A 17,142-nucleotide genomic window follows, 5' to 3' on the forward strand; every position below is an offset into this window, starting at 1 on the left:
ACTACGCTCAGAATCGGAGACCAGCCGCTGGCTGAGTCCTCAAACCAGTAAGTCTCCGGACTCGCCGGGGCGGTTCAACACCAGATCAGGAAGTCCTCGCGAGACCACTCCCGTACGGGGCCACCAAGCGCCATCGAGCTTGTTCCCGAGTCGGGATGGCAGCGTGAGCCGCAACGGGTTCACCGTACGCTCGAGCATTGATCTAGGCGATTCATGCCACGACCCTTCACATTTGAAGCGATCGGCCCGTAAGTCGGGACGATGGAGGAATCGCATTGACGCATGGCATCGAACCCGAGGCGAATCGATTCCGTCAGCGACGGGCCGAACAGGTGTACGCTAGCCGAACCGGGACCACCCAGGCCCCCAAAAGCGAGGGGCCGCAATGGCTGACAAATCCCCACGGCAAGCCATGGCCAAGAAATCGGGCAAGTCTTTGAAAGAGAAACGCGCCGCGAAGCGCACCAAGGCCGCCCAAAGTTCGGCGGCCGAGCAGTTGCAACGAACCCAGAACCCTGACCGCAGCGGCTAAACCCGCGCTTCGAGTCAGCTGACCGGGTTCGAGCAATTGATCCCGGCGAATCAATTTGCGCGGCAGTATATCTGCACCCGCCCTAGGACTGCTCAGTCGTCAGATTTGTCGGAGTCATCCGATGTATCATCGGTGTCCTCCGACTCGCCCGACTCCTCCGCCTCGTCTTCGGAGTCTTCGCGCTCGTCGCCGGAGTCGTCGGAGTCGTCCTGCCGGTCGTCGGTGGCCGCCTCGTCGGCCTTGTCCGCATACTTCGTCAACAGCCCGGCGAATTCACGGGCCTCTTGGGGGGAGAGCAGATCGTCGAACAACCGCTCATCGCCCTCAGAGATGCGCTCGAGGTAGACCGCGTCGCCCTCGGCCCCGACATCCCAGCGGCCTCCTTCGTGACCAACCATCCGATGCCGCCTTCCACTAGTGATCTGATCGCACGCCTGACGCGCTCCTACGTTGCTTACCCACTTTCGCGGAAGCCGACGACCAATAGGCTGGTGTTTTGAACGCCCGAGCTCCGGAGGTAACGACATGCCAGCACCGTCAGCCGTCGTCTTCGATCGCCTGCGTCAGCTGGCCGCGATCGACGACGCCACCGCACGCCGAACCAAGACGATCGACGAGGTCTTCACCGGCAAGCCGCTGACCACGATCCCGGTCGGCACCGCCGACGACGTCGAAGCCGCATTCGCCGAGGCGCGGGCGGCCCAAACCGCCTGGGCGAACCGCCCGGTCGCCGAACGCGTCGAGATCATTGCCCGCTACCGCGACCTCGTCGTCGAGAACCGCGAGTTCCTGATGGATCTCCTGCAGGCGGAGGCGGGCAAGGCCCGATGGGCGGCCCAGGAGGAGATCATCGACCTGATAGCGAACGCGAACTATTACGTCACCGTCGCAGAAGACCTACTGAAGCCTCGCACGGTGCAGTCACTGCTCCCCGGGATCGGCAAGACCACGGTCGGTTACCAACCCAAGGGCGTGGTCGGAGTGATCTCGCCGTGGAACTATCCCATGACGCTCACCGCGTCCGACTCGGTGCCGGCGCTGCTGGCGGGCAACGCGGTGGTGCTCAAACCCGATAGCCAGACCCCGTACTGCGCGCTGGCGTGCGCCGAGCTTTTGTACAAGGCCGGCCTGCCGCGAGCGCTCTATGCGATCGTGCCCGGACCGGGTTCGGTGGTGGGCACCGCGATCATCGACAACTGCGACTACTTGATGTTCACCGGCTCGACCGCCACCGGCAGGCAGCTCGCCGAACACGCGGGCCGTCGCCTGATCGGCTTCTCGGCCGAACTCGGGGGCAAGAACGCGATGATCGTCACGCGGGGGGCCAACCTCGACAAGGCCGCCAAGGCGGCCACCCGCGCGTGCTTCTCGAACGCGGGCCAGCTGTGCATCTCCATCGAGCGCATCTACGTCGAGAAGGACATAGCCGACGATTTCATCGGCAAATTCGGTGCGGCGGTGCGAAACATGAAGCTGGGCACCGCATATGACTACTCCGTGGACATGGGCAGCCTGATCTCCGCGGGCCAGCTGGACACCGTGACGGACCATGTGGAAGACGCGAAAGCCAAGGGCGCCAAGGTTATTGCCGGAGCGAAGGGGCGTCCCGACGTCGGGCCGCTGTTCTACGAGCCGACGGTTCTCACCGATGTCACGCCCGAGATGGAGTGCGCGGCCAATGAAACGTTCGGGCCGGTGGTTTCGATCTATCCCGTTGCCGACGTGGACGAGGCCGTCGAGCAGGCCAACAACACCGAGTATGGGCTCAACGCCAGCGTGTGGGCGGGCTCCTCGGCCGAGGGCCAGCAGATCGCCGCCCGGTTGCGGTCGGGAACGGTGAATGTCAACGAGGGCTACGCCTTCGCATGGGGCAGCCTGAGCGCACCGATGGGCGGAATGGGCCAGTCCGGCGTCGGTCGCCGGCACGGCCCCGAGGGCCTGCTCAAGTACACCGAATCGCAGACGATCGCGACCGCGCGCGTGTTCAATCTTGATCCGCCGCTTGGCATTCCGGCCACAGTGTGGCAGAAGTCGCTACTGCCGATCGTGCGCACGGTGATGAGGATCCCCGGCCGGAATTGAGGTTCGCCGGCGGCTCATCGTAGATCGGCGTTACGCTCTTCGATATCAGCGGCACATCGCAGGTCAGGAGTCCGCTATGAAGGCAGACGCTAAGCGATATGAGGAAGACGCTCTTCGACTGCGCCGGTATGCCACATTCGACAATTTCTCGGACGCTCAGCTACAGCGTTTGGCCCGGGCATCTCATCGCACTTCGGCATCGGCCCCGTTGCCGCTGATTCATGAGCAGACCCCGTCGGACTCCTGCTACATCCTGCTCAGCGGGGAGGTGGGAGTGTACATCGGCCGGGACCGCGTCGCCACGCTGGGGCCGGGTGAGGCGATCGGCGAGTCGGCGCTGCAACGCGGGAGACTGCGTTCTGCGACCGTGACGACGACCGGGCCGGCCGAGTTATTACGTATCGAACGCGACGAACTCGCCACGCTGCTCGTCGAGATACCCGCACTTCGCGAAATCATCGACGCGTCTATCGCGCGGCACGTGCCGGTCGACCTGCCGCCGAAGCCGAAACCGTCGTACTCCAAATTGGGCGTCTCGATCCGCACCGACCTGGTCGAACAGTTTGAGCAGGCCTCCGACAGTGCCGGTGTGGACGTCGCGACCGCGCTCGAAGATGCGCTAACCGGTTGGATCGAACGGAACGGCACGGCGTAGCCACCTACCTTCGTTGACCCGTTCTACTACCGCGCGTAGTATTCGGGCCACTCCATGATGCACAAGGAGGTGCGCTGTGAGGTGGAGTTTCGCCCAGGTCGGGCTGCTGATCATCTGTGTATTTCACATCGTCCAGGCGGTGATCGGCTTCATCATGAATCCCAGCTTCGCCACCGGGCCGACGGCGCCGACTGTGCAGCTGCTCGGCATGGACTACAACGGCTGGCACGCCGTCGCGGGCCTGGCGCTGTTCGCCCCGGGCCTGGTGTTCGCGCTGCGCAAGTCGTGGTCCGTGCTGTATCTGCTGCTCGCGGCCGTAGCCGGTGCGCTGCCGGGCATTTGGGCCTTCTTCTCTCATCAGGTCGCGTTCGTGTTCACCTTCCCCAACAACACGACCGACGCCGTGGTGCACCTGGTGACCGCCGCGGTCATGGTCGCGGTGGCCGCGGTCCAGATCCGGATGGACGGCGGGCTCAAAAGCTCTCTCGCCGATCTCCGGAAAGCGCCGTAGCGCAACCTGTTGCGCCAACCCGGTTTGCGGCCGAAGGCTACTCGTTGCCGCCGATTGCGCTGAGGCGCTCCCCGACCCGGGCCAGTGCCTCGTCAAAGATCTCCACCTTTTCGCCGCGCTTCTCGCTCGCCGGCTGGGCCGCGCCGCGAGCACCTTCGGCCGCCACCCGAGCCGCGCCCTGACGCCGCAACAGGCTGAAATTCTTCTCGCGCGCGTTGCGAAGGCGGCTCTGCAGGTCCTTCAGCGACTTCTCGTCCATGCGCGTGAGGGCCTCGGGATGACTCTCGCCGATCAACGAGCTTTCCTGCGGGGTCAGGTTCACATGATGGGTGCTCACCCCTAGATTCATAACCCGGGCACGGGCGCGTCGACGCGTCGAACGCCGAACCGTCGCGCCAGGGCCATGTCGAGTTCACATCGCGCCGCCGCGGGTAATCCTCCGGTCGACGAAGGAGGTTGGATGGCCAAGCAACCGAACAGGGACGACGACGAGCCCAAGGGCGGCCGCCCCGGTCCCGCGGATCACGGGCGCGAAGGTGGGATGGCGACCCGGGAGAACGCGCCGGAACTCACCGAGCCGGACCGCGAGGACTGACAGGGCGACTCGAATGACGCCGCCCGAAACGGATCGCGTATCGCGCGGTCAGCCGGGGGCGGGTAGCCAGGACACCGCCGTCACGGCGAAAATGGATGGATGCCGTCAGAACAGGCGCCGCCGCCGCCGAAATCGGCACCGGGCTGGTACCCCGATCCCGCGGTAGGCCACGGGCTGCAGCGATACTTCGACGGCACCAACTGGACCAGCGAGTGGGCCTTTTCCGCGGACCCGCCGAAGAAGGGGTTATCCGGCAAGGCGGTCGTGGCGCTGGCGGCGCTGTGCGTGCTCGTGTTGCTCATCATCGTCGGCAAGAGCTGGGTCTTCGACCCGAAGAAGGACGACCGGTCGGCCGATGCGAGCAGTTCGGCCGCGGCGGGACCGACCGAGGCGGCGCCGTCGACATCGGCCGGTCCCAAGAAGCCGGACGGAGTCACCTTCACCATCGCGCCGGGTCCGAACGGTGACGTGGTCGACGCCAAATTCGCCATTCGGGACAACTACACCGAGCAGCTGATCCGGGACGGCGCCCGGCTGGACACGATCGGGATCCTCAGGTACGCGCGGGCGACCTATCCCGACGCGGCCGCGGTGAACGTGCAGGGCACCTTTCCGATGACCGACCCCTACGGCAACACGTCGACTCAGGTCGCCATCGACCTCACGTATTCGCGGGCCACGTTGGATAAGATCAACTTCGATGGCATCAGCAAAGCCAGCATCTGGGAGATTCGCGACTCCGGCACCATCCTTCCGGCCTTCCAGCCGTAGGCCGGTGGTGCGTGGCCGCTAGGTGCAGTATTGCCCGTTGATCCGACAATTCGCCGGTGGCGAGAAGGGACCGGTCAGCACGCCTCTGAAGCCGCCCGTGGCCGAGCCCCCGGCTGGAATGCTGCGATTCCAATTCGCGGGACTCAAAATGTAGTGGGTGCCCGACTGGGTGAGGGTGCTGTTCCAGGTGTGCAAGACGGATTCGCCCGCCGGCAAATCGAATTCCAGCTTCCAATCGGTCAGCGGCGCCATGCTGGCGTTGGTGACGGTGAAGCGGGCGATGAAACCGGTCTGCCACGCATGGTCCACCGACAACGTCGCCGTGGCCGCAGCCGCGTGCGCCGCGGGAGCGACGCCCAAGCCCAGCGCGGCAACCGTCAACGCCGATGCGGTGACGTGAAGCGCTGCGCGCCAGCGATTCACGCGATGTGTCACTCCGCCCATGACAGCCAACGTTAAAACCGCGCCGGCCATATCGGCGCTTGCGCGGCGGGTAAGCTGCCGTACCTTTGCTCAACCGAAACCGTCATGAAATCTTCGGCCTCGGCGCGGGGCCGCCGCCCGCTGGGCCGACCAAAACCGCCGCTGACATCGGTCGGGCTGACAGGATTTGAACCTGCGACCACTTGACCCCCAGGAAGTGGCGGTAGCACGTTTGCCCAGCTCGCGAACGGTTTTCTAAGTGGAAGCTCGATACGTGGTGTTCACGGACGCGCAGGTCGTTCGGTACCGCGCTTAACGTGTGGTCCCTGGATGGTCCCCCGCCCGACGTCGTGCGACAGCCCCAGGAATCATCTCTAGCTGATATCAGCTAAAGATGATAATATGGTGTCCGTGCGGAAATGGGAGGTCGATCTGACCCTCATCGAAGCATGGATCGACACCCTCGATGACGAGGAATACGACAACGCGATTGCGGCTCTCGAGCAATTGGAGGAACACGGACCGGTCACGCGCCGGCCGTTCGTCGACACCCTTGAAGGATCAGAGCACCCGAACATGAAGGAGCTTCGGCCTCGCGCCACCAAAGGGGGCGCCCACATCCGAATGCTGTTCGCGTTCGACATCCGGTCTCGGGCGATCATGCTGGTCGCCGGGGACAAGTCAGGAAATTGGGCGAAGTGGTACGCGACGAACATCCCCATCGCCGATCGCCTCTTCACCGAACACCAAGAAAAGCTAAAGAAGGTCGAAGCCGCCAAGCCGAAGACAAGAAAGGGCAAGAAACGATGACCACGCTTGATGATCTTCGACGTCGCCGTCCCGGCAACCGGGCCCGCATTGACGCCATCAAGGACGAGATGGATCGCGAAGTTGCGCGGTGCCGTCTCCGCGAGCTGCGCGAAGACGCTGGTTACACCCAGACCTCCCTCGCAGCGGTTATCGGGGTTGGACAGAACCGCGTATCCCAAATGGAGCACGGCAATCTCGGAACCAGCCGCGTCGATACCCTCCGCAAATACGTCGAGGCCACCGGCGGCGAGCTAGAAGTTGCAGTGAAGCGTCCCGATGGGTCTCGCGTCCTTCTCAGCCTTTGATATTGCCCCGCCTCACCGTCGACCTCGCTTATCGTGGCGCTGAACCGCCGCTGCCGGGAGGCCGACTTGCCAGGGATAATTCCGTCAACACCGGCGTGACAGCGACTAAGGGGGCGGGCACTTCAGTGCAAATGCTGACGGTCTGCCCCGAGCTTCAGTCAGAATCTGAATCATGTTGTTCGAGAGCGACTTTCAGGTTTCCTAGTTCATGGACAATCGTCAGTCGGGTGGCCGGAGGGGGTTGCACCCTCCGGCTCCCACGGAACCGTACGTGAACCTCTCGATTCATACGGCTCTTGTCACCTTGGTCACCAGACGGCGGGGACGGCGGTGGTCCAGGCCCAGTGCGCGAAGAACCGCGGGTATTGCTTTATCACCCGCGACCACGCCTGGTTGAACGCCCAGCGGCCCCGAAACCGGCGATACTTGTTGCGGACCCACCGCATCAGGTAGGCGTTGATGCGGGTCAGGAGGGGATATAGCGCCGACCGATAGAAGGCGCCGTAATAGTTCATCCAGCCGCGCACGATCGGGTTGATCTTGTCGGCCAGACCGGCGAAGGTATGACCGGTGCGATGGTGCAGCCGCCAGGACCGCACTTCCCGCCCGATCTTTTTCCAGGCGTCCTTGCTGATCGCGGGGTAAAAACGAGACGAACATGCTCCCGTTTTTGTCCCGGACTCCGCGTGGGCGGAACGTGAAACCGAGGAACGTAAACGACGTGTGCGCAGAGTCACCGCGTCGTTTGCCGTCCTTGCAGTACACGATCCGGGTCGTGTCGGGGTGCAGCCGCAGCCCGACCTCGCCCATCCTGTCTTGCACCGCCGCCAATACCTGGTGGGCTTGGCGCTCGCTGACGCAGTGCACGACCGCGTCATCGACATAGCGCTCGAACCGCACGGTCGGAAACTCCCGAGCCAGCCACGCCTCGAACGCGTAATGCAAGAACAGGTTTGCCAACACGGGCGAGACCGGCGACCCCTGCGGGGTGCCCCGGTCACGCTGTTGCAAGGTGCCGTCGGGCAGTTGCACCGGAGCTTGCAACAACCGGCGCACATACAACACCACCCACGGTAAATCGGTGTTAGCCCCCACCGCCTTGAGCATCAGATCCCAAGACACGCTGTCGAAGAACTTCTGGACGTCCAAGTCGATCACCCAGTTGGTTTTCCAGCAGCGCTGCCGACACGCACCCACCGCGTCGATCGCCGAGCGGCCAGGCCGGTAGTCGTAGGAGTCGTCGTGAAACAGCGTCTCCGCCTTCACCTTCAACTCCTCGGCCACCACCGTTTGCGCCACCCGGTCAGCCACCGTGGGGATGCCCAGCATCCTGGTCCCGCCGCCATGCGGCTTGGGTATCTCCACCGCACGCACCGGAGGCGGAAAGTAACTCCCCGACGACATCCGATTCCACACCCGGTACAGATTGTTTTGCAGGTCGGCCTCGAATGCCTCGATCGATACCTCGTCCACGCCCGGCGCGCCCTTGTTCGCCTTGACCTTCTCCCAGGCCTGCTGAACCGCCCACTTCGAAATCTCGAATGGCTTGTCTAGTGACTTCAACTTGTTCACCCGACTCCTCCTGAATCCCAACGGATTTCGGTTGATCCAACGAACACGTCATAGATGACCCGGCCCCTTCGCTCCACTCCCATTACAGGAGCTTCACCACTACTACGAGCCACTCCGCCAGCCGGAACCGCAACGGTACTGAACTACCCCAGGTTTTGTTCCGATCCTTATAGGAGGATTGGAAGTTATGCCCCGTCAGTATCCGCCGGAGTTCCGGCAGCGTGCGTTGCGGTTGTTGGACACCATGATGGAAGCCTCGGAAGTATCGGAGTTCGAGGCCATCAAGTCCGTGGCCAGCAAACTTGGTATTGCGCAGGAGTCGTTGCGTCGGTGGCGGCGCAGGGCCCAGGCTGATGCCGGGGAACGGCCCGGCATCACTAGTTCTGAGCATGCCGAGATCCGTAAACTCAAACGCGAGAACGCTGAATTACGCAGAGCGAACGATATTTTGAAGTCAGCGTCTGCGTTTCTTGCCGCGGAGTTCGACCGCCCCGCGACGAAATGATCGCCTATATCGATGCTCATCGCGATCAGTTCGGGGTCGAGCTCATTTGCCGCGTGTTGCGGGCAGCTATCCCCGGATTCCTCACCTCGCGGGACTATCGCGCGGCGCGGACCCGGCCACCGTCGGATCGGGAGATCCGCGATGAGCAGCTTATCGCCGACCTTCGCACGGTGCACGCGCAGAACTACTCGGTGTACGGGGTCAAGAAGATGCACCAGGCCATGAAGCGCAAGGGCTGGGTGGTAGGACGCGTGGCCTGACCCCCATCCGTTGATCCGCGAGATCTGTACCCGTGTTGTAGGGCCATCGTTGTGAGAGTCGAGGGCAGAGTGATCCTCAGGAGGTCACATGCCCCGTATGTATTCGTCGTCGGTGCGCCGGCAAATCGTTAATCGGCTGCGGTCGGGTGAACCAGTGGCTGCCGTGGCGGCCGAGACCGGGATTTGTCAGGCGACGCTGTTCCGCTGGAAACGCCAGGCACTCATCGATGCCGGAGTCATCGAGGGCACCCCGAGCGTGGAGGCCGACGAGCTGGCGGCCGCTCATAGGCGCATCGCTGCGCTGGAAGCCGAACTGGCGCTGACCCGCGACGCCTGCGAGCTGTTCGATGAACAGGCGGTGGTGCCCCCAAAACGCCGACGCGCGATCGCTGAAGGGCTGATCGCGCGAGGATATTCAGCCCGATCCTCTTGTCGGATAACCGGATTAGCACATTCACTATTGCAATATCATCGGCGTCGCCCTATCCCGGACCGTGAGGTGAGGCGGCTTATTGTTGCCGACACGATCACCGAGATCCACCGCCTTCCCGCGGCACCTACGGGCGCCGCCGAGTCCGCGCAGCGCTGCTGGCCGACTACGAAATGAACGTCAACCTCAAGCTGGTCAACTCGATCATGTCGGCACAAGGTCTGTACGGGCTACCGCGCCCGGGGCGACGAAAGCCCAATCGGATCGGCGTCGACACCCCGGTTGACCTGGTTAATCGGCGGTTCACCGCCACTGGCCCTAACGAGTTGTGGTGTACCGACATCACCGAGCATCCGGCACGCGACGGAAAGGTGTACTGCTGTGCGATCCTGGACTGCTTCTCTCGCATGATCGTGGCCCGCACCTGAGATATTGTCAAGACCTGTGGATGAGGTTGTTTCAGGCGACCTCCGTTTCGTTGGATTTGGCCGGCTCACTGGGTGTGATGTCGGTGGGTCTTTCGAGCAGTTTGCCTTTGTGGAAGACGGCGCCGGCGCGGACCAGGGCAACCAGGTGTGGTGCGTTGACCGCACGCCAGCGGGCCTGTGCGGCGTCGATCAACTTGCAGGCCATGGTCAGCCCGGCAGCTCGTGAGCCGGGGCCTTTGGTGACTTTGGTTCTCAAACGTACTGTGGCGAAGGTACTTTCGATCGGGTTAGTGGTTCTCAAATGGATCCAGTGTTCGGCTGGGTAGCGGTAGAACTCTAGGAGCACATCGGCGTTGTCGACGATTTTGGCGACTGCCTTGGGGTACTTGGCGCCGTAGTCGATTTCGAAGGCCTTGATCGCGACCTGGGCCTTGTCGATGTCCTCGGCGTTGTAGATCTCCTTGAGCGCGGCCAACGCCCCCGGATGCGCCGATTTTGGCAGTGCTGCAAGCACATTGGCCTGGACATGGAACCAGCACCGCTGCTCCCGGGTGTCGGGGAACACCTCGCGCAGCGCCTTCCAGAACCCCAGCGCGCCGTCACCGACGGCCAGCACCGGAGCGGTCATCCCGCGGCGCCGACACGACCGCAGCAGATCAGCCCACGACTCGGTCGATTCGCGGAACCCGTCGGCCAGGGCGACCAACTCCTTGCGGCCATCAGCACGCACCCCGATCATCACCAGCAAGCAGAGCTTCTCCTGCTCCAACCGAACCTTGAGGTGGATGCCGTCTACCCACAGGTAGACGAAGTCTGTGTCCGACAGATCCCGAGCGGCGAAGGTCTTGGCCTCGTCCTGCCACTGGCTGGTAAGCCGGGTGATCGTCGATGCCGACAACCCGGCGCCGGTGCCCAGGAACTGCTCCAGCGCGGGCCCGAAATCGCCGCTGGACAGCCCATGCAGGTAGAGCAGCGGCAACACCTCAGCCATCTGCGGAGACTTGCGCGCCCAGGCCGGCAGGATCGCCGAGGAAAACCGCTGCCGCTCACCGGTATCGGCGTCGACGCGCTTGTCGTTGACCCGCGGCGCCGTCACCGTGACCGCACCCGCCGCGTCAGCACTTCACGCTGATGGTGATAGCCGTTGCGCACCACCAGTCGATGGCCGTTCTCGTCGACCGACCCGGCATGGGCATCGATGTAGGCGGCGACCTCGGCGGCCAACGCCGCCGCCAGCATCTGCCGGGCACCGTCGCGGACAATCTCATCGAGCAACGACCGACCCGCACCAGCGTCCTCGTTGGACGATTCGGAGTCGTGAACTACCGTGAGCATGGGCGTACCTTCCCGAACCAGCGCGTCAACGCCGGCTCATGATCAGACCTACGTGAACTTCAGATCATCCTCGGGAAGGTGCGCCCACTTTCACGCTATCTCACCGAGGCTCATCCACAGGTTCTGATCATTGCTCCCCGCACCTTCTCCACCACCGCTGACACCGCACTGGTCAATAACGCGGTCAATATGGCGGTGAAAAACCGAACACGAAGTGGCTCAACGATTCTGCACGCTGATCACGGGACTCAGTTCACGTCGTGGAGCTTTGGGGAGAACATGCGCCGATGGGGCCTACTCGGTTCATTTGGCACCGTCGGCGACTGCTTCGATAACGCCGCCATGGAGTCGTTCTGGGCGCGGACGCAGGTCGAGTTGCTAAACACCCGCAGATGGGCCACCACCATCGAGTTGGCCGCAGCCATGGCCGATTACATCGACAACTTCTATAACGCCGAACGCCGCCACAGCTACCTCGGTAACATCAGCCCCGCAGAGTTCGAAACGCTCTGGACGTTCACCTATTCGATACCTCAACTCGCATAATCGCGGCTCGAAACGACGGGGACATATCATTATCCGGGAAGTGACGGCACCGGTCACCCCCGTCTGCAGCGAAGATGACTGGTTCCGGCCCACCGAGCGAACCAAGTAGCAAGCTCGCTAACTGATATTTCAACGGATAACGTTGCTGCACACCGGACACTTCTCCGCCTTTGAACGTCCCGACGACATGGCGCGCATCTTGGTTGAGGCGGCCCCAAGCTCACCGCAGGATCGCCGGCAAGCATCTCTGATCCCACCGGAAGGGTGAAATGGCCGAGACAATCCCCACGTCGTCAACCGCTTCGTGATCGACTCCGAGGACACGTTCGATGAATTGCAGCGGCGGGTACGAATCGCTGTTTTCCATCGGAGATTTCGCCGAACTCGCCGCCCGTGCGCGGGAACACAGAGCGGGCTTTCGGGCATCAGTTCGATGCCGCGTGGATCAGTTGGCCGCGTACGATGGCGGCGGGTAAACGCCTCGCAGGTCCCAGGCGAACCACTTGATGAAGTATTCAAGTTCGTCGCTGACGTCGTAGTCCACGTTTGGATCCATGCTGTTCCCTTCTGTCGAAGATCTCGACGGTTCAATGGTTATCGGATCGATGCGGCCATATCGCCGGACATCGCACGGAGCTGGGGTGCCCATGTAGACCAGTCGTGGTTGCCGTCGACTGGGAAGTCGAAATGACCGTTGTCGGCTCCGGTGTTTCGATAGTGTGCATAGAAGCTGCGGCTGCTGCTCTGAGCTTGATCGCAGTATCCGATCATCGCGGCCGGATCACTGCAGGTGAGCGTCTGCGGGGAGAAAACCCACAGGCGAGTGTTGTTGTTGCCCAACAAGGCGACGTGCACATCGGGGTCATGCCACTTCCATCGTCCTAGCTGCGCTGCACCCCACATCGCTTGGGTGTTCACACCGCCGAACCGTTGCATGCCCTCCGTGATCGCACCATTGAATGTGGTGTTGGACGGGATTAAGAATCCTGACATCGAGCCGGCGTACTTGAACCTGTCGGGATGAAATTCCGCCAACGTGATTGCGGCCGCGCCACCCTGAGATGCACCGACTATCGCGTGGCCACCCGGCGCTAGGCCTTTGTTGGCGGCCAGCCAGTTGGGCAGCTCATCGGCGAGAAAGGTTTCCCACTGCTTGCTACCGTCCTGTTCCCAGTTGGTGTAGAGGCTGTACGCTCCGCCGGCGGGTGCAACAACGGAAATGCCCTTGCCGGCAAGGGTGTCCATGGCACTTCCCGCGGTGACCCAGTTGCTGACGGCATCTCCGGCGTTAAAGGCATCGAGCAGAAAGACGCCATGAGGTCCCCCGCCTTGGAAGTCGACAGGGATCTCGCGGCCCATCGCTGGGGACGGCACCATGAGGTGTTCGATCGCGGGCGATGCTTTGGCCTGCGCCGCGGTCCACAGACAGAGACCCAGGGTCGCCGCCAAGCCGACGCGAAGCAACATCACAGCAGGTTTCACAGTGCCGTATCCCTTCTTCTCGACGGGAATTGACCGCGACGACGGCGCCGAGAATCCAGGAACGAATGCGGCGATCGAGGTCGGTGCGCGCGGGAGACGCTGCCGGCCAGACGTGACCCATCGGTGGCTTTCATTTCGGCTGTCCGTAGACGGCAACCACGACGCTGCGATCGAGTCGGTTGCCCGACCACACTCCGATTGCGGTATTAGCGCAGTTCGACATGATCGCGAACATGTCTGGGTTGTAATACCATTGATGGAGCACGTCGAGATTGTTGATCGCCATCGACTGGTTGATAGCAACTGTTTCAGCGGCCACGCCGTGAAATCCGGCCGCGTTAGCACGATCTTGTGGCGCCGAGCCGTCGGAGCCGATGTCACCGTCAAGACTGTGGTTGTTGAGGACATCGTCGGTGTGCCATTGGGCAGCGAGTCGCAGTTGCGGGCTGACTTTCACATCGTTGGTACAGCCGGCTTGATGCTGAAGGGTGTAGATGTTGGCTACCACACTGTTGTTGAGACGGGTGTTGTCCGCGTGAGCGGATGGGATTGGCGTTACGCATCCCACCACGACGGCCGCCGATAGCGCGAGCCTCGTACGGCCTGTTCGCAGCATGATGGACATGGTGGTTGCCGCTTTCAACGTCATGGTGCCGGTGGCTGATAATGCGCTGCAGAGTTGCGCAGCTGCCAGATCAGTTGCGGACAGAGGATGTTAACCGCGTTGGAGACAAGGTAATTGGCGGCGAACTCATCATTGGGTAGTACGTCGTTTTTCACCTCGCCCATCACTTGGGGAAATGTCTCGCCCTGCCCGACCTTGTCGCAGATGCCATGCCCGTAGCTGACTGCTTCCGACGACCCCGGGAAGTTGTAGTGTCGGCGCACCGTGACGTCGTAAGCGTATTCGATATCGGGGTCCGGGGCAGCGAGCGCCGCGGGCGCCAACCAAACGCTGGAAGCGAGTACCGATATAACCGCCGCTGCGGGTGCAGAGCTCCGAATCGTCATCGTGTCAACTCTTCTCGACTCATACGGGGGTGAATTGCGAGATCAGCCAGCGGTCGTTCACCTTGTCCAATGTGATGCGCACGCTAGACGCGGTATCGGTGGGTGGGTCACCGCCCATCATGATGGTCTGATTGACAAAGACCAAAACTGTTGCGTGGCTTGCCGTTGCCGATTGGGATGCGGCGGCGGGTACGGTCGCAATCGCTGAGATCTTCTTCTGCTTAGCACCAGGAATGACCACGTCGTGGATCAGCTTGGCATATTCCTGGCGGAAAGAGCCGGTCATGCGGTCGCCGGCTGCCGTGAGTTCCTTCTCGACCGTGTCGGGGCGATAGGACAACATCGCTATCGTGCTCTCGGTTGCGGCCTGGACTGATGTGACGGCCGCGGTCTGTGCCAAACGGGCTGAACCGTCAACCCATTTAAGGTAGGCGCCGGCAAGCGTCAAGATCAGTGCAACTCCGGCGACAGTGAGATGCGTCAACCGCCGGTTCCATGCGAATCGTCGTGTGCGCGGTTTTGGACTTTCGACCTCGGGCGCCTCTGTCGAGGTTTCGCCCGCATCGTGATCTCTGATATCGGCCTTTTCGTCAACCTCGTCCACGGGGTCTGTCTGCTCGGTGGCATGATCTGTGTCGCCAAGATCGGCTTCGCCTTCGGCGGCGGGATGAGGTGATGACTTGTCCGTCATGCTGTCGACGTAGAGCATGTCGGCCTCCAATCTGGTGAGCTTTGGGTGCGGATTAGCGACGGTCAGGGTACGAACTGAACGTCGGAGATTTTCGGGATGTCATTGACTTTGTCCACGCTGATGCGCATCCGCCACGCGCGCGGCTCTTGCTCTGGCGCACCAGCATTCGACATCTTGACCGAAACAGTCACGAGCACCTGCGCCTGATTACCGTGCTGTGATTCCACGCCAGCTTCGGTCACCCTGCCTTCTGATTTGGATTGAGCCTGTTTGACCACTTCCATGAACGGCTGAGAGCGCCTTTGGAAATCGTCATGGAAGGTTCCGGTCGACATATCCAGAATTCGCTTGATGTCGGCGTCGGCCTTTGTGTAATCGATGGTGGTCAAATTGACCACCCCTTGACGGGCCGCCTCGACCAGTTGGTTTCGCTGCTCTCGCGTTTGCCCGTCTTCGTAGGTGCGGTAACCCAGCCACCCGACGACCCCGATAAGGGCCAGCATGGCGGCCGCTATCAGCGCGACTGGGCGCGTTATCGACGAGAATCGCTTGGCAACAACACTTGTCGTGTCATCACCGTCGTCTTCTCGCACCGCGGCGTCATCGGTGGCGGGGTCGGAGATGGCCTCGGTGCCGTCGTCGTCGGCGTGGGTTTCCTCGTCGACGGGCGCTGCCTGGCCTTCGGGAGGACTCTCGTTTAGTGACTCGGCGGCGCGAGCATGCTCTGCCATGTCTTGCCTTTCGTGTTCTGGGCTAGGTCTGAGCGTGTGTACACGTGACCGTCCGGCCCGGTGTACGTGCCGGTTAGTGGGTCATATTCGACGGCCGCGATGGGTGGCGGCGCCTGCGGCATTTGCTGTGGCGCAGCAGGCGTCGTCGGTGCCTGCGCGGGCGGCGACCCGGGTGGGATCTGCGGGATGTCTTGACCCGTCATAGTGGCGTTGGGGTCGCCTTTCCAGAAGTTGCCGTCGTTAAGCGGCACGTACTGTTCGTCGCTTTCGCACATCTTCACGCTGGGTGCGCGCTTGCCCGGCCGGGTTAGGCACGGATAGTTGCGCGCCCCTCGGACGACATTCATGGAGTCCTGCGGGATGCGGCAGTACAGGTCGCCGTCGGGCCGTGGCGGGGTCTCCACCAGGTTCGGGGTGCGCTGTTGTTGCGCGGGCAGAAACCCCGTCGTGCAGGCGGGCGGCAGGTTCAGGTTGAGGTTGAAGCTGACGTAGATCCCCGGGAAGGGACGTTTGGAGTCTCGGTTGGCCAGCAAGCTGCCTTGCACATCGGCGACCAACTCCGGCAGCAGGACCAACACCTGTTCGATTGCAGGCTGATACGCGATAGCGACTTGGCCGACGCTGACCAAGTTGGCGAGCAGGACGGGCAGTGTCGGTTGCAGCCGGTCGATGAGTTGGCGGGCTTTATCAGCGGCGGCCGCGCCCTGTGTCAGCAAGCCTGCCACCGAGCTGTCGTTGGCTTGTAGCTGGTGAGTCAGGTCGGCGAGGTGGGCTGCCCAGCCGCGGATAGCGGTCGCGGTGTCGGCCTGAGATTCCAGCACCGGCTTTGACTTGTCGATCAGCGCCACCAGCGGGTCGAGATTGGCACGTGCGTCGATCGAAAGTTGGGTCGAGCCTTTGACGATCCGTGAGATGTCTGGTCCTAGGCCACCGACCGCGGCGTAGCTTTCGTCGATTGCCGTTTTGAGGTTGTCTTGAGGTATCGCTTGGATTCCGCGGCTGGCGGCGTCGAGCAGTGCGTTGATTTCAGGCGGCACGGAGGTTCGGGTGACGGGAATGACGTCGCCATTTTTGAGCGGGGCGGCGTGCCCGTTGCGGGGTAGCAGCGCGACGTACTGTTCACCGACGCCGGAGACGCTGTGGACCTGTGCGTCGAGATCCGAGGGGATGTGGACATCGGATCGCAGTGAGAGGACCGCGTCCACGCCGGCGTCGGTGATACGGACGTCGGTCACGCGGCCGACTTCGGTGCCGCGGTATGTGACATTGCCGCTCGCGTACAGGCCGCCGGAGCGGGGCAGCTGCACGGTGACCGTGTAGCGGCCCACGCCCATCATTGACGGAACCCTGATGTAGCCGAAGATCATCAGCGACGCCGCCACCGTGCTGATCACCGTGAATATGGCTAGCTGAATCTTGACCCGCTTGTCCAGCCGTTGACTTAATTGACTTCCTAGCAGTCGCATA

The 17,142-nt window shown here is 62.6% G+C and carries 22 protein-coding genes, 4 pseudogenes and 1 other annotated feature; of the genes and pseudogenes, 13 read left to right on the top strand and 13 right to left on the bottom strand.

Going from position 1 to position 17,142, the window contains the following annotated elements; translation table 11 throughout:
• Positions 1-39: 39 nt before the first annotated feature.
• Positions 40-276: a DUF5994 family protein gene (locus BST14_RS31670; protein ID WP_368731248.1), complete on the bottom strand. Its 237-nt coding sequence runs from the start codon at positions 274-276 to the stop codon at positions 40-42.
• A 109-nt stretch (positions 277-385) separates the two neighbouring features.
• Here BST14_RS31670 and BST14_RS30345 point away from each other — a divergent pair, with 109 nt between their 5' ends.
• Positions 386-532, top strand: coding sequence for a hypothetical protein (locus BST14_RS30345; RefSeq protein ID WP_169926077.1), 147 nt, complete (start codon positions 386-388; stop codon positions 530-532).
• A 92-nt stretch (positions 533-624) separates the two neighbouring features.
• Here BST14_RS30345 and BST14_RS11395 read toward each other — a convergent pair whose 3' ends face one another.
• On the bottom strand, positions 625-930 hold the full coding sequence (locus tag BST14_RS11395) for a hypothetical protein (RefSeq protein ID WP_083064620.1): 306 nt from the start codon (positions 928-930) through the stop codon (positions 625-627).
• 127 nt (positions 931-1,057) lie between these two features.
• Here BST14_RS11395 and BST14_RS11400 point away from each other — a divergent pair, with 127 nt between their 5' ends.
• The 3 genes from BST14_RS11400 to BST14_RS11410 all read left to right on the top strand — a co-directional run bounded on the left by BST14_RS11400 (position 1,058) and on the right by BST14_RS11410 (position 3,780).
• Positions 1,058-2,614, top strand: a complete 1,557-nt coding sequence (locus BST14_RS11400) for a succinic semialdehyde dehydrogenase (protein WP_083064621.1) — start codon at positions 1,058-1,060, stop codon at positions 2,612-2,614.
• 274 nt (positions 2,615-2,888) lie between these two features.
• Positions 2,889-3,269: a cyclic nucleotide-binding domain-containing protein gene (locus tag BST14_RS11405; protein ID WP_245845377.1), complete on the top strand. Its 381-nt coding sequence runs from the start codon at positions 2,889-2,891 to the stop codon at positions 3,267-3,269.
• A 76-nt stretch (positions 3,270-3,345) separates the two neighbouring features.
• On the top strand, positions 3,346-3,780 hold the full coding sequence (locus tag BST14_RS11410; RefSeq protein ID WP_083064622.1) for a DUF4383 domain-containing protein: 435 nt from the start codon (positions 3,346-3,348) through the stop codon (positions 3,778-3,780).
• A gap of 37 nt (positions 3,781-3,817) precedes the next feature.
• Here BST14_RS11410 and BST14_RS11415 read toward each other — a convergent pair whose 3' ends face one another.
• The gene (locus BST14_RS11415; protein WP_245845378.1) at positions 3,818-4,117 is read right to left on the bottom strand and encodes a hypothetical protein; all 300 of its coding nucleotides are present in this window, start codon (positions 4,115-4,117) and stop codon (positions 3,818-3,820) included.
• 123 nt (positions 4,118-4,240) lie between these two features.
• Here BST14_RS11415 and BST14_RS31410 point away from each other — a divergent pair, with 123 nt between their 5' ends.
• The gene (locus BST14_RS31410) at positions 4,241-4,375 is read left to right on the top strand and encodes a hypothetical protein (protein WP_281252802.1); all 135 of its coding nucleotides are present in this window, start codon (positions 4,241-4,243) and stop codon (positions 4,373-4,375) included.
• 99 nt (positions 4,376-4,474) lie between these two features.
• Positions 4,475-5,146 (top strand): DUF2510 domain-containing protein, encoded by a 672-nt coding sequence (locus tag BST14_RS11420; protein WP_083064624.1) that lies wholly within the window; start codon positions 4,475-4,477, stop codon positions 5,144-5,146.
• An 18-nt stretch (positions 5,147-5,164) separates the two neighbouring features.
• On the opposite strand, the gene BST14_RS11425 is transcribed toward BST14_RS11420, so the two are convergent.
• Positions 5,165-5,590, bottom strand: coding sequence for a cellulose-binding domain-containing protein (locus BST14_RS11425; RefSeq protein ID WP_083064625.1), 426 nt, complete (start codon positions 5,588-5,590; stop codon positions 5,165-5,167).
• Between the two features lie 390 nt (positions 5,591-5,980).
• Between BST14_RS11425 and BST14_RS11430 the strand changes: the two genes are divergently transcribed.
• Both BST14_RS11430 and BST14_RS11435 read left to right on the top strand, forming a co-directional pair.
• Positions 5,981-6,379 carry a type II toxin-antitoxin system RelE/ParE family toxin gene (locus BST14_RS11430; protein WP_062896105.1) on the top strand — a complete coding sequence of 133 codons (399 nt, stop codon included), beginning with the start codon at positions 5,981-5,983 and terminating at the stop codon, positions 6,377-6,379.
• Positions 6,376-6,684 carry a helix-turn-helix domain-containing protein gene (locus BST14_RS11435; protein ID WP_081250176.1) on the top strand — a complete coding sequence of 103 codons (309 nt, stop codon included), beginning with the start codon at positions 6,376-6,378 and terminating at the stop codon, positions 6,682-6,684. The genes BST14_RS11430 and BST14_RS11435 overlap by 4 nt, the downstream gene beginning before the upstream one ends.
• A gap of 308 nt (positions 6,685-6,992) precedes the next feature.
• Here BST14_RS11435 and BST14_RS30895 read toward each other — a convergent pair whose 3' ends face one another.
• The gene (locus tag BST14_RS30895; protein WP_231110542.1) at positions 6,993-7,421 is read right to left on the bottom strand and encodes a group II intron maturase-specific domain-containing protein; all 429 of its coding nucleotides are present in this window, start codon (positions 7,419-7,421) and stop codon (positions 6,993-6,995) included.
• A pseudogene (ltrA, locus tag BST14_RS30900) lies at positions 7,384-8,256 on the bottom strand (group II intron reverse transcriptase/maturase); the annotation flags it as partial. The gene BST14_RS30895 and the pseudogene ltrA, both read right to left, overlap by 38 nt.
• Before the next feature lie 187 nt (positions 8,257-8,443).
• Here ltrA and BST14_RS11445 point away from each other — a divergent pair.
• From BST14_RS11445 to BST14_RS30915, 4 genes and pseudogenes are all read left to right on the top strand, one after another.
• Entirely contained in the window at positions 8,444-8,761 is a 318-nt protein-coding gene (locus BST14_RS11445) for a transposase (protein WP_062896074.1), read from the top strand.
• Positions 8,719-8,836 (top strand) — a sequence feature (AL1L pseudoknot). It overlaps the preceding gene by 43 nt.
• A complete protein-coding gene (locus BST14_RS11450) occupies positions 8,815-9,021 on the top strand; it encodes an IS3 family transposase (protein WP_142279367.1) in 207 nt (68 codons plus the stop codon). (Overlaps the previous feature by 22 nt.)
• A gap of 97 nt (positions 9,022-9,118) precedes the next feature.
• Positions 9,119-9,328, top strand: a pseudogene (locus BST14_RS31675) (transposase); the annotation flags it as partial.
• Positions 9,329-9,735: 407 nt separating this feature from the next.
• Positions 9,736-9,867: pseudogene (locus tag BST14_RS30915) on the top strand (DDE-type integrase/transposase/recombinase); the annotation flags it as partial.
• Positions 9,868-9,910: 43 nt separating this feature from the next.
• On the opposite strand, the pseudogene BST14_RS11465 reads toward BST14_RS30915, so the two are convergent.
• Positions 9,911-11,214 (bottom strand): annotated as a pseudogene (locus BST14_RS11465) (IS256 family transposase).
• Between the two features lie 78 nt (positions 11,215-11,292).
• On the opposite strand from BST14_RS11465, the gene BST14_RS11470 reads away from it, so the two are divergent.
• Positions 11,293-11,760, top strand: a complete 468-nt coding sequence (locus BST14_RS11470; RefSeq protein WP_083064626.1) for an integrase core domain-containing protein — start codon at positions 11,293-11,295, stop codon at positions 11,758-11,760.
• Positions 11,761-12,354: 594 nt separating this feature from the next.
• On the opposite strand, the gene BST14_RS11475 is transcribed toward BST14_RS11470, so the two are convergent.
• From BST14_RS11475 to BST14_RS11500, 6 genes are all read right to left on the bottom strand, one after another.
• On the bottom strand, positions 12,355-13,227 hold the full coding sequence (locus BST14_RS11475) for an alpha/beta hydrolase-fold protein (RefSeq protein ID WP_142279370.1): 873 nt from the start codon (positions 13,225-13,227) through the stop codon (positions 12,355-12,357).
• A 145-nt stretch (positions 13,228-13,372) separates the two neighbouring features.
• Positions 13,373-13,858, bottom strand: coding sequence for a CAP domain-containing protein (locus BST14_RS11480; RefSeq protein ID WP_394328784.1), 486 nt, complete (start codon positions 13,856-13,858; stop codon positions 13,373-13,375).
• A 29-nt stretch (positions 13,859-13,887) separates the two neighbouring features.
• A complete protein-coding gene (locus BST14_RS11485; protein ID WP_081250178.1) occupies positions 13,888-14,253 on the bottom strand; it encodes a DUF732 domain-containing protein in 366 nt (121 codons plus the stop codon).
• 19 nt (positions 14,254-14,272) lie between these two features.
• Positions 14,273-14,962, bottom strand: coding sequence for a hypothetical protein (locus BST14_RS11490; RefSeq protein WP_231110539.1), 690 nt, complete (start codon positions 14,960-14,962; stop codon positions 14,273-14,275).
• A gap of 44 nt (positions 14,963-15,006) precedes the next feature.
• Positions 15,007-15,675 carry an Rv1363c family protein gene (locus BST14_RS11495; RefSeq protein ID WP_062896078.1) on the bottom strand — a complete coding sequence of 223 codons (669 nt, stop codon included), beginning with the start codon at positions 15,673-15,675 and terminating at the stop codon, positions 15,007-15,009.
• The gene (locus BST14_RS11500) at positions 15,642-17,141 is read right to left on the bottom strand and encodes an MCE family protein (protein ID WP_062896079.1); all 1,500 of its coding nucleotides are present in this window, start codon (positions 17,139-17,141) and stop codon (positions 15,642-15,644) included. The genes BST14_RS11495 and BST14_RS11500 overlap by 34 nt, the downstream gene beginning before the upstream one ends.
• Position 17,142: the final 1 nt, after the last annotated feature.

It is taken from the genome of Mycobacterium arosiense ATCC BAA-1401 = DSM 45069, assembly GCF_002086125.1.
In the GTDB taxonomy this organism is placed as follows: domain Bacteria; phylum Actinomycetota; class Actinomycetes; order Mycobacteriales; family Mycobacteriaceae; genus Mycobacterium; species Mycobacterium arosiense.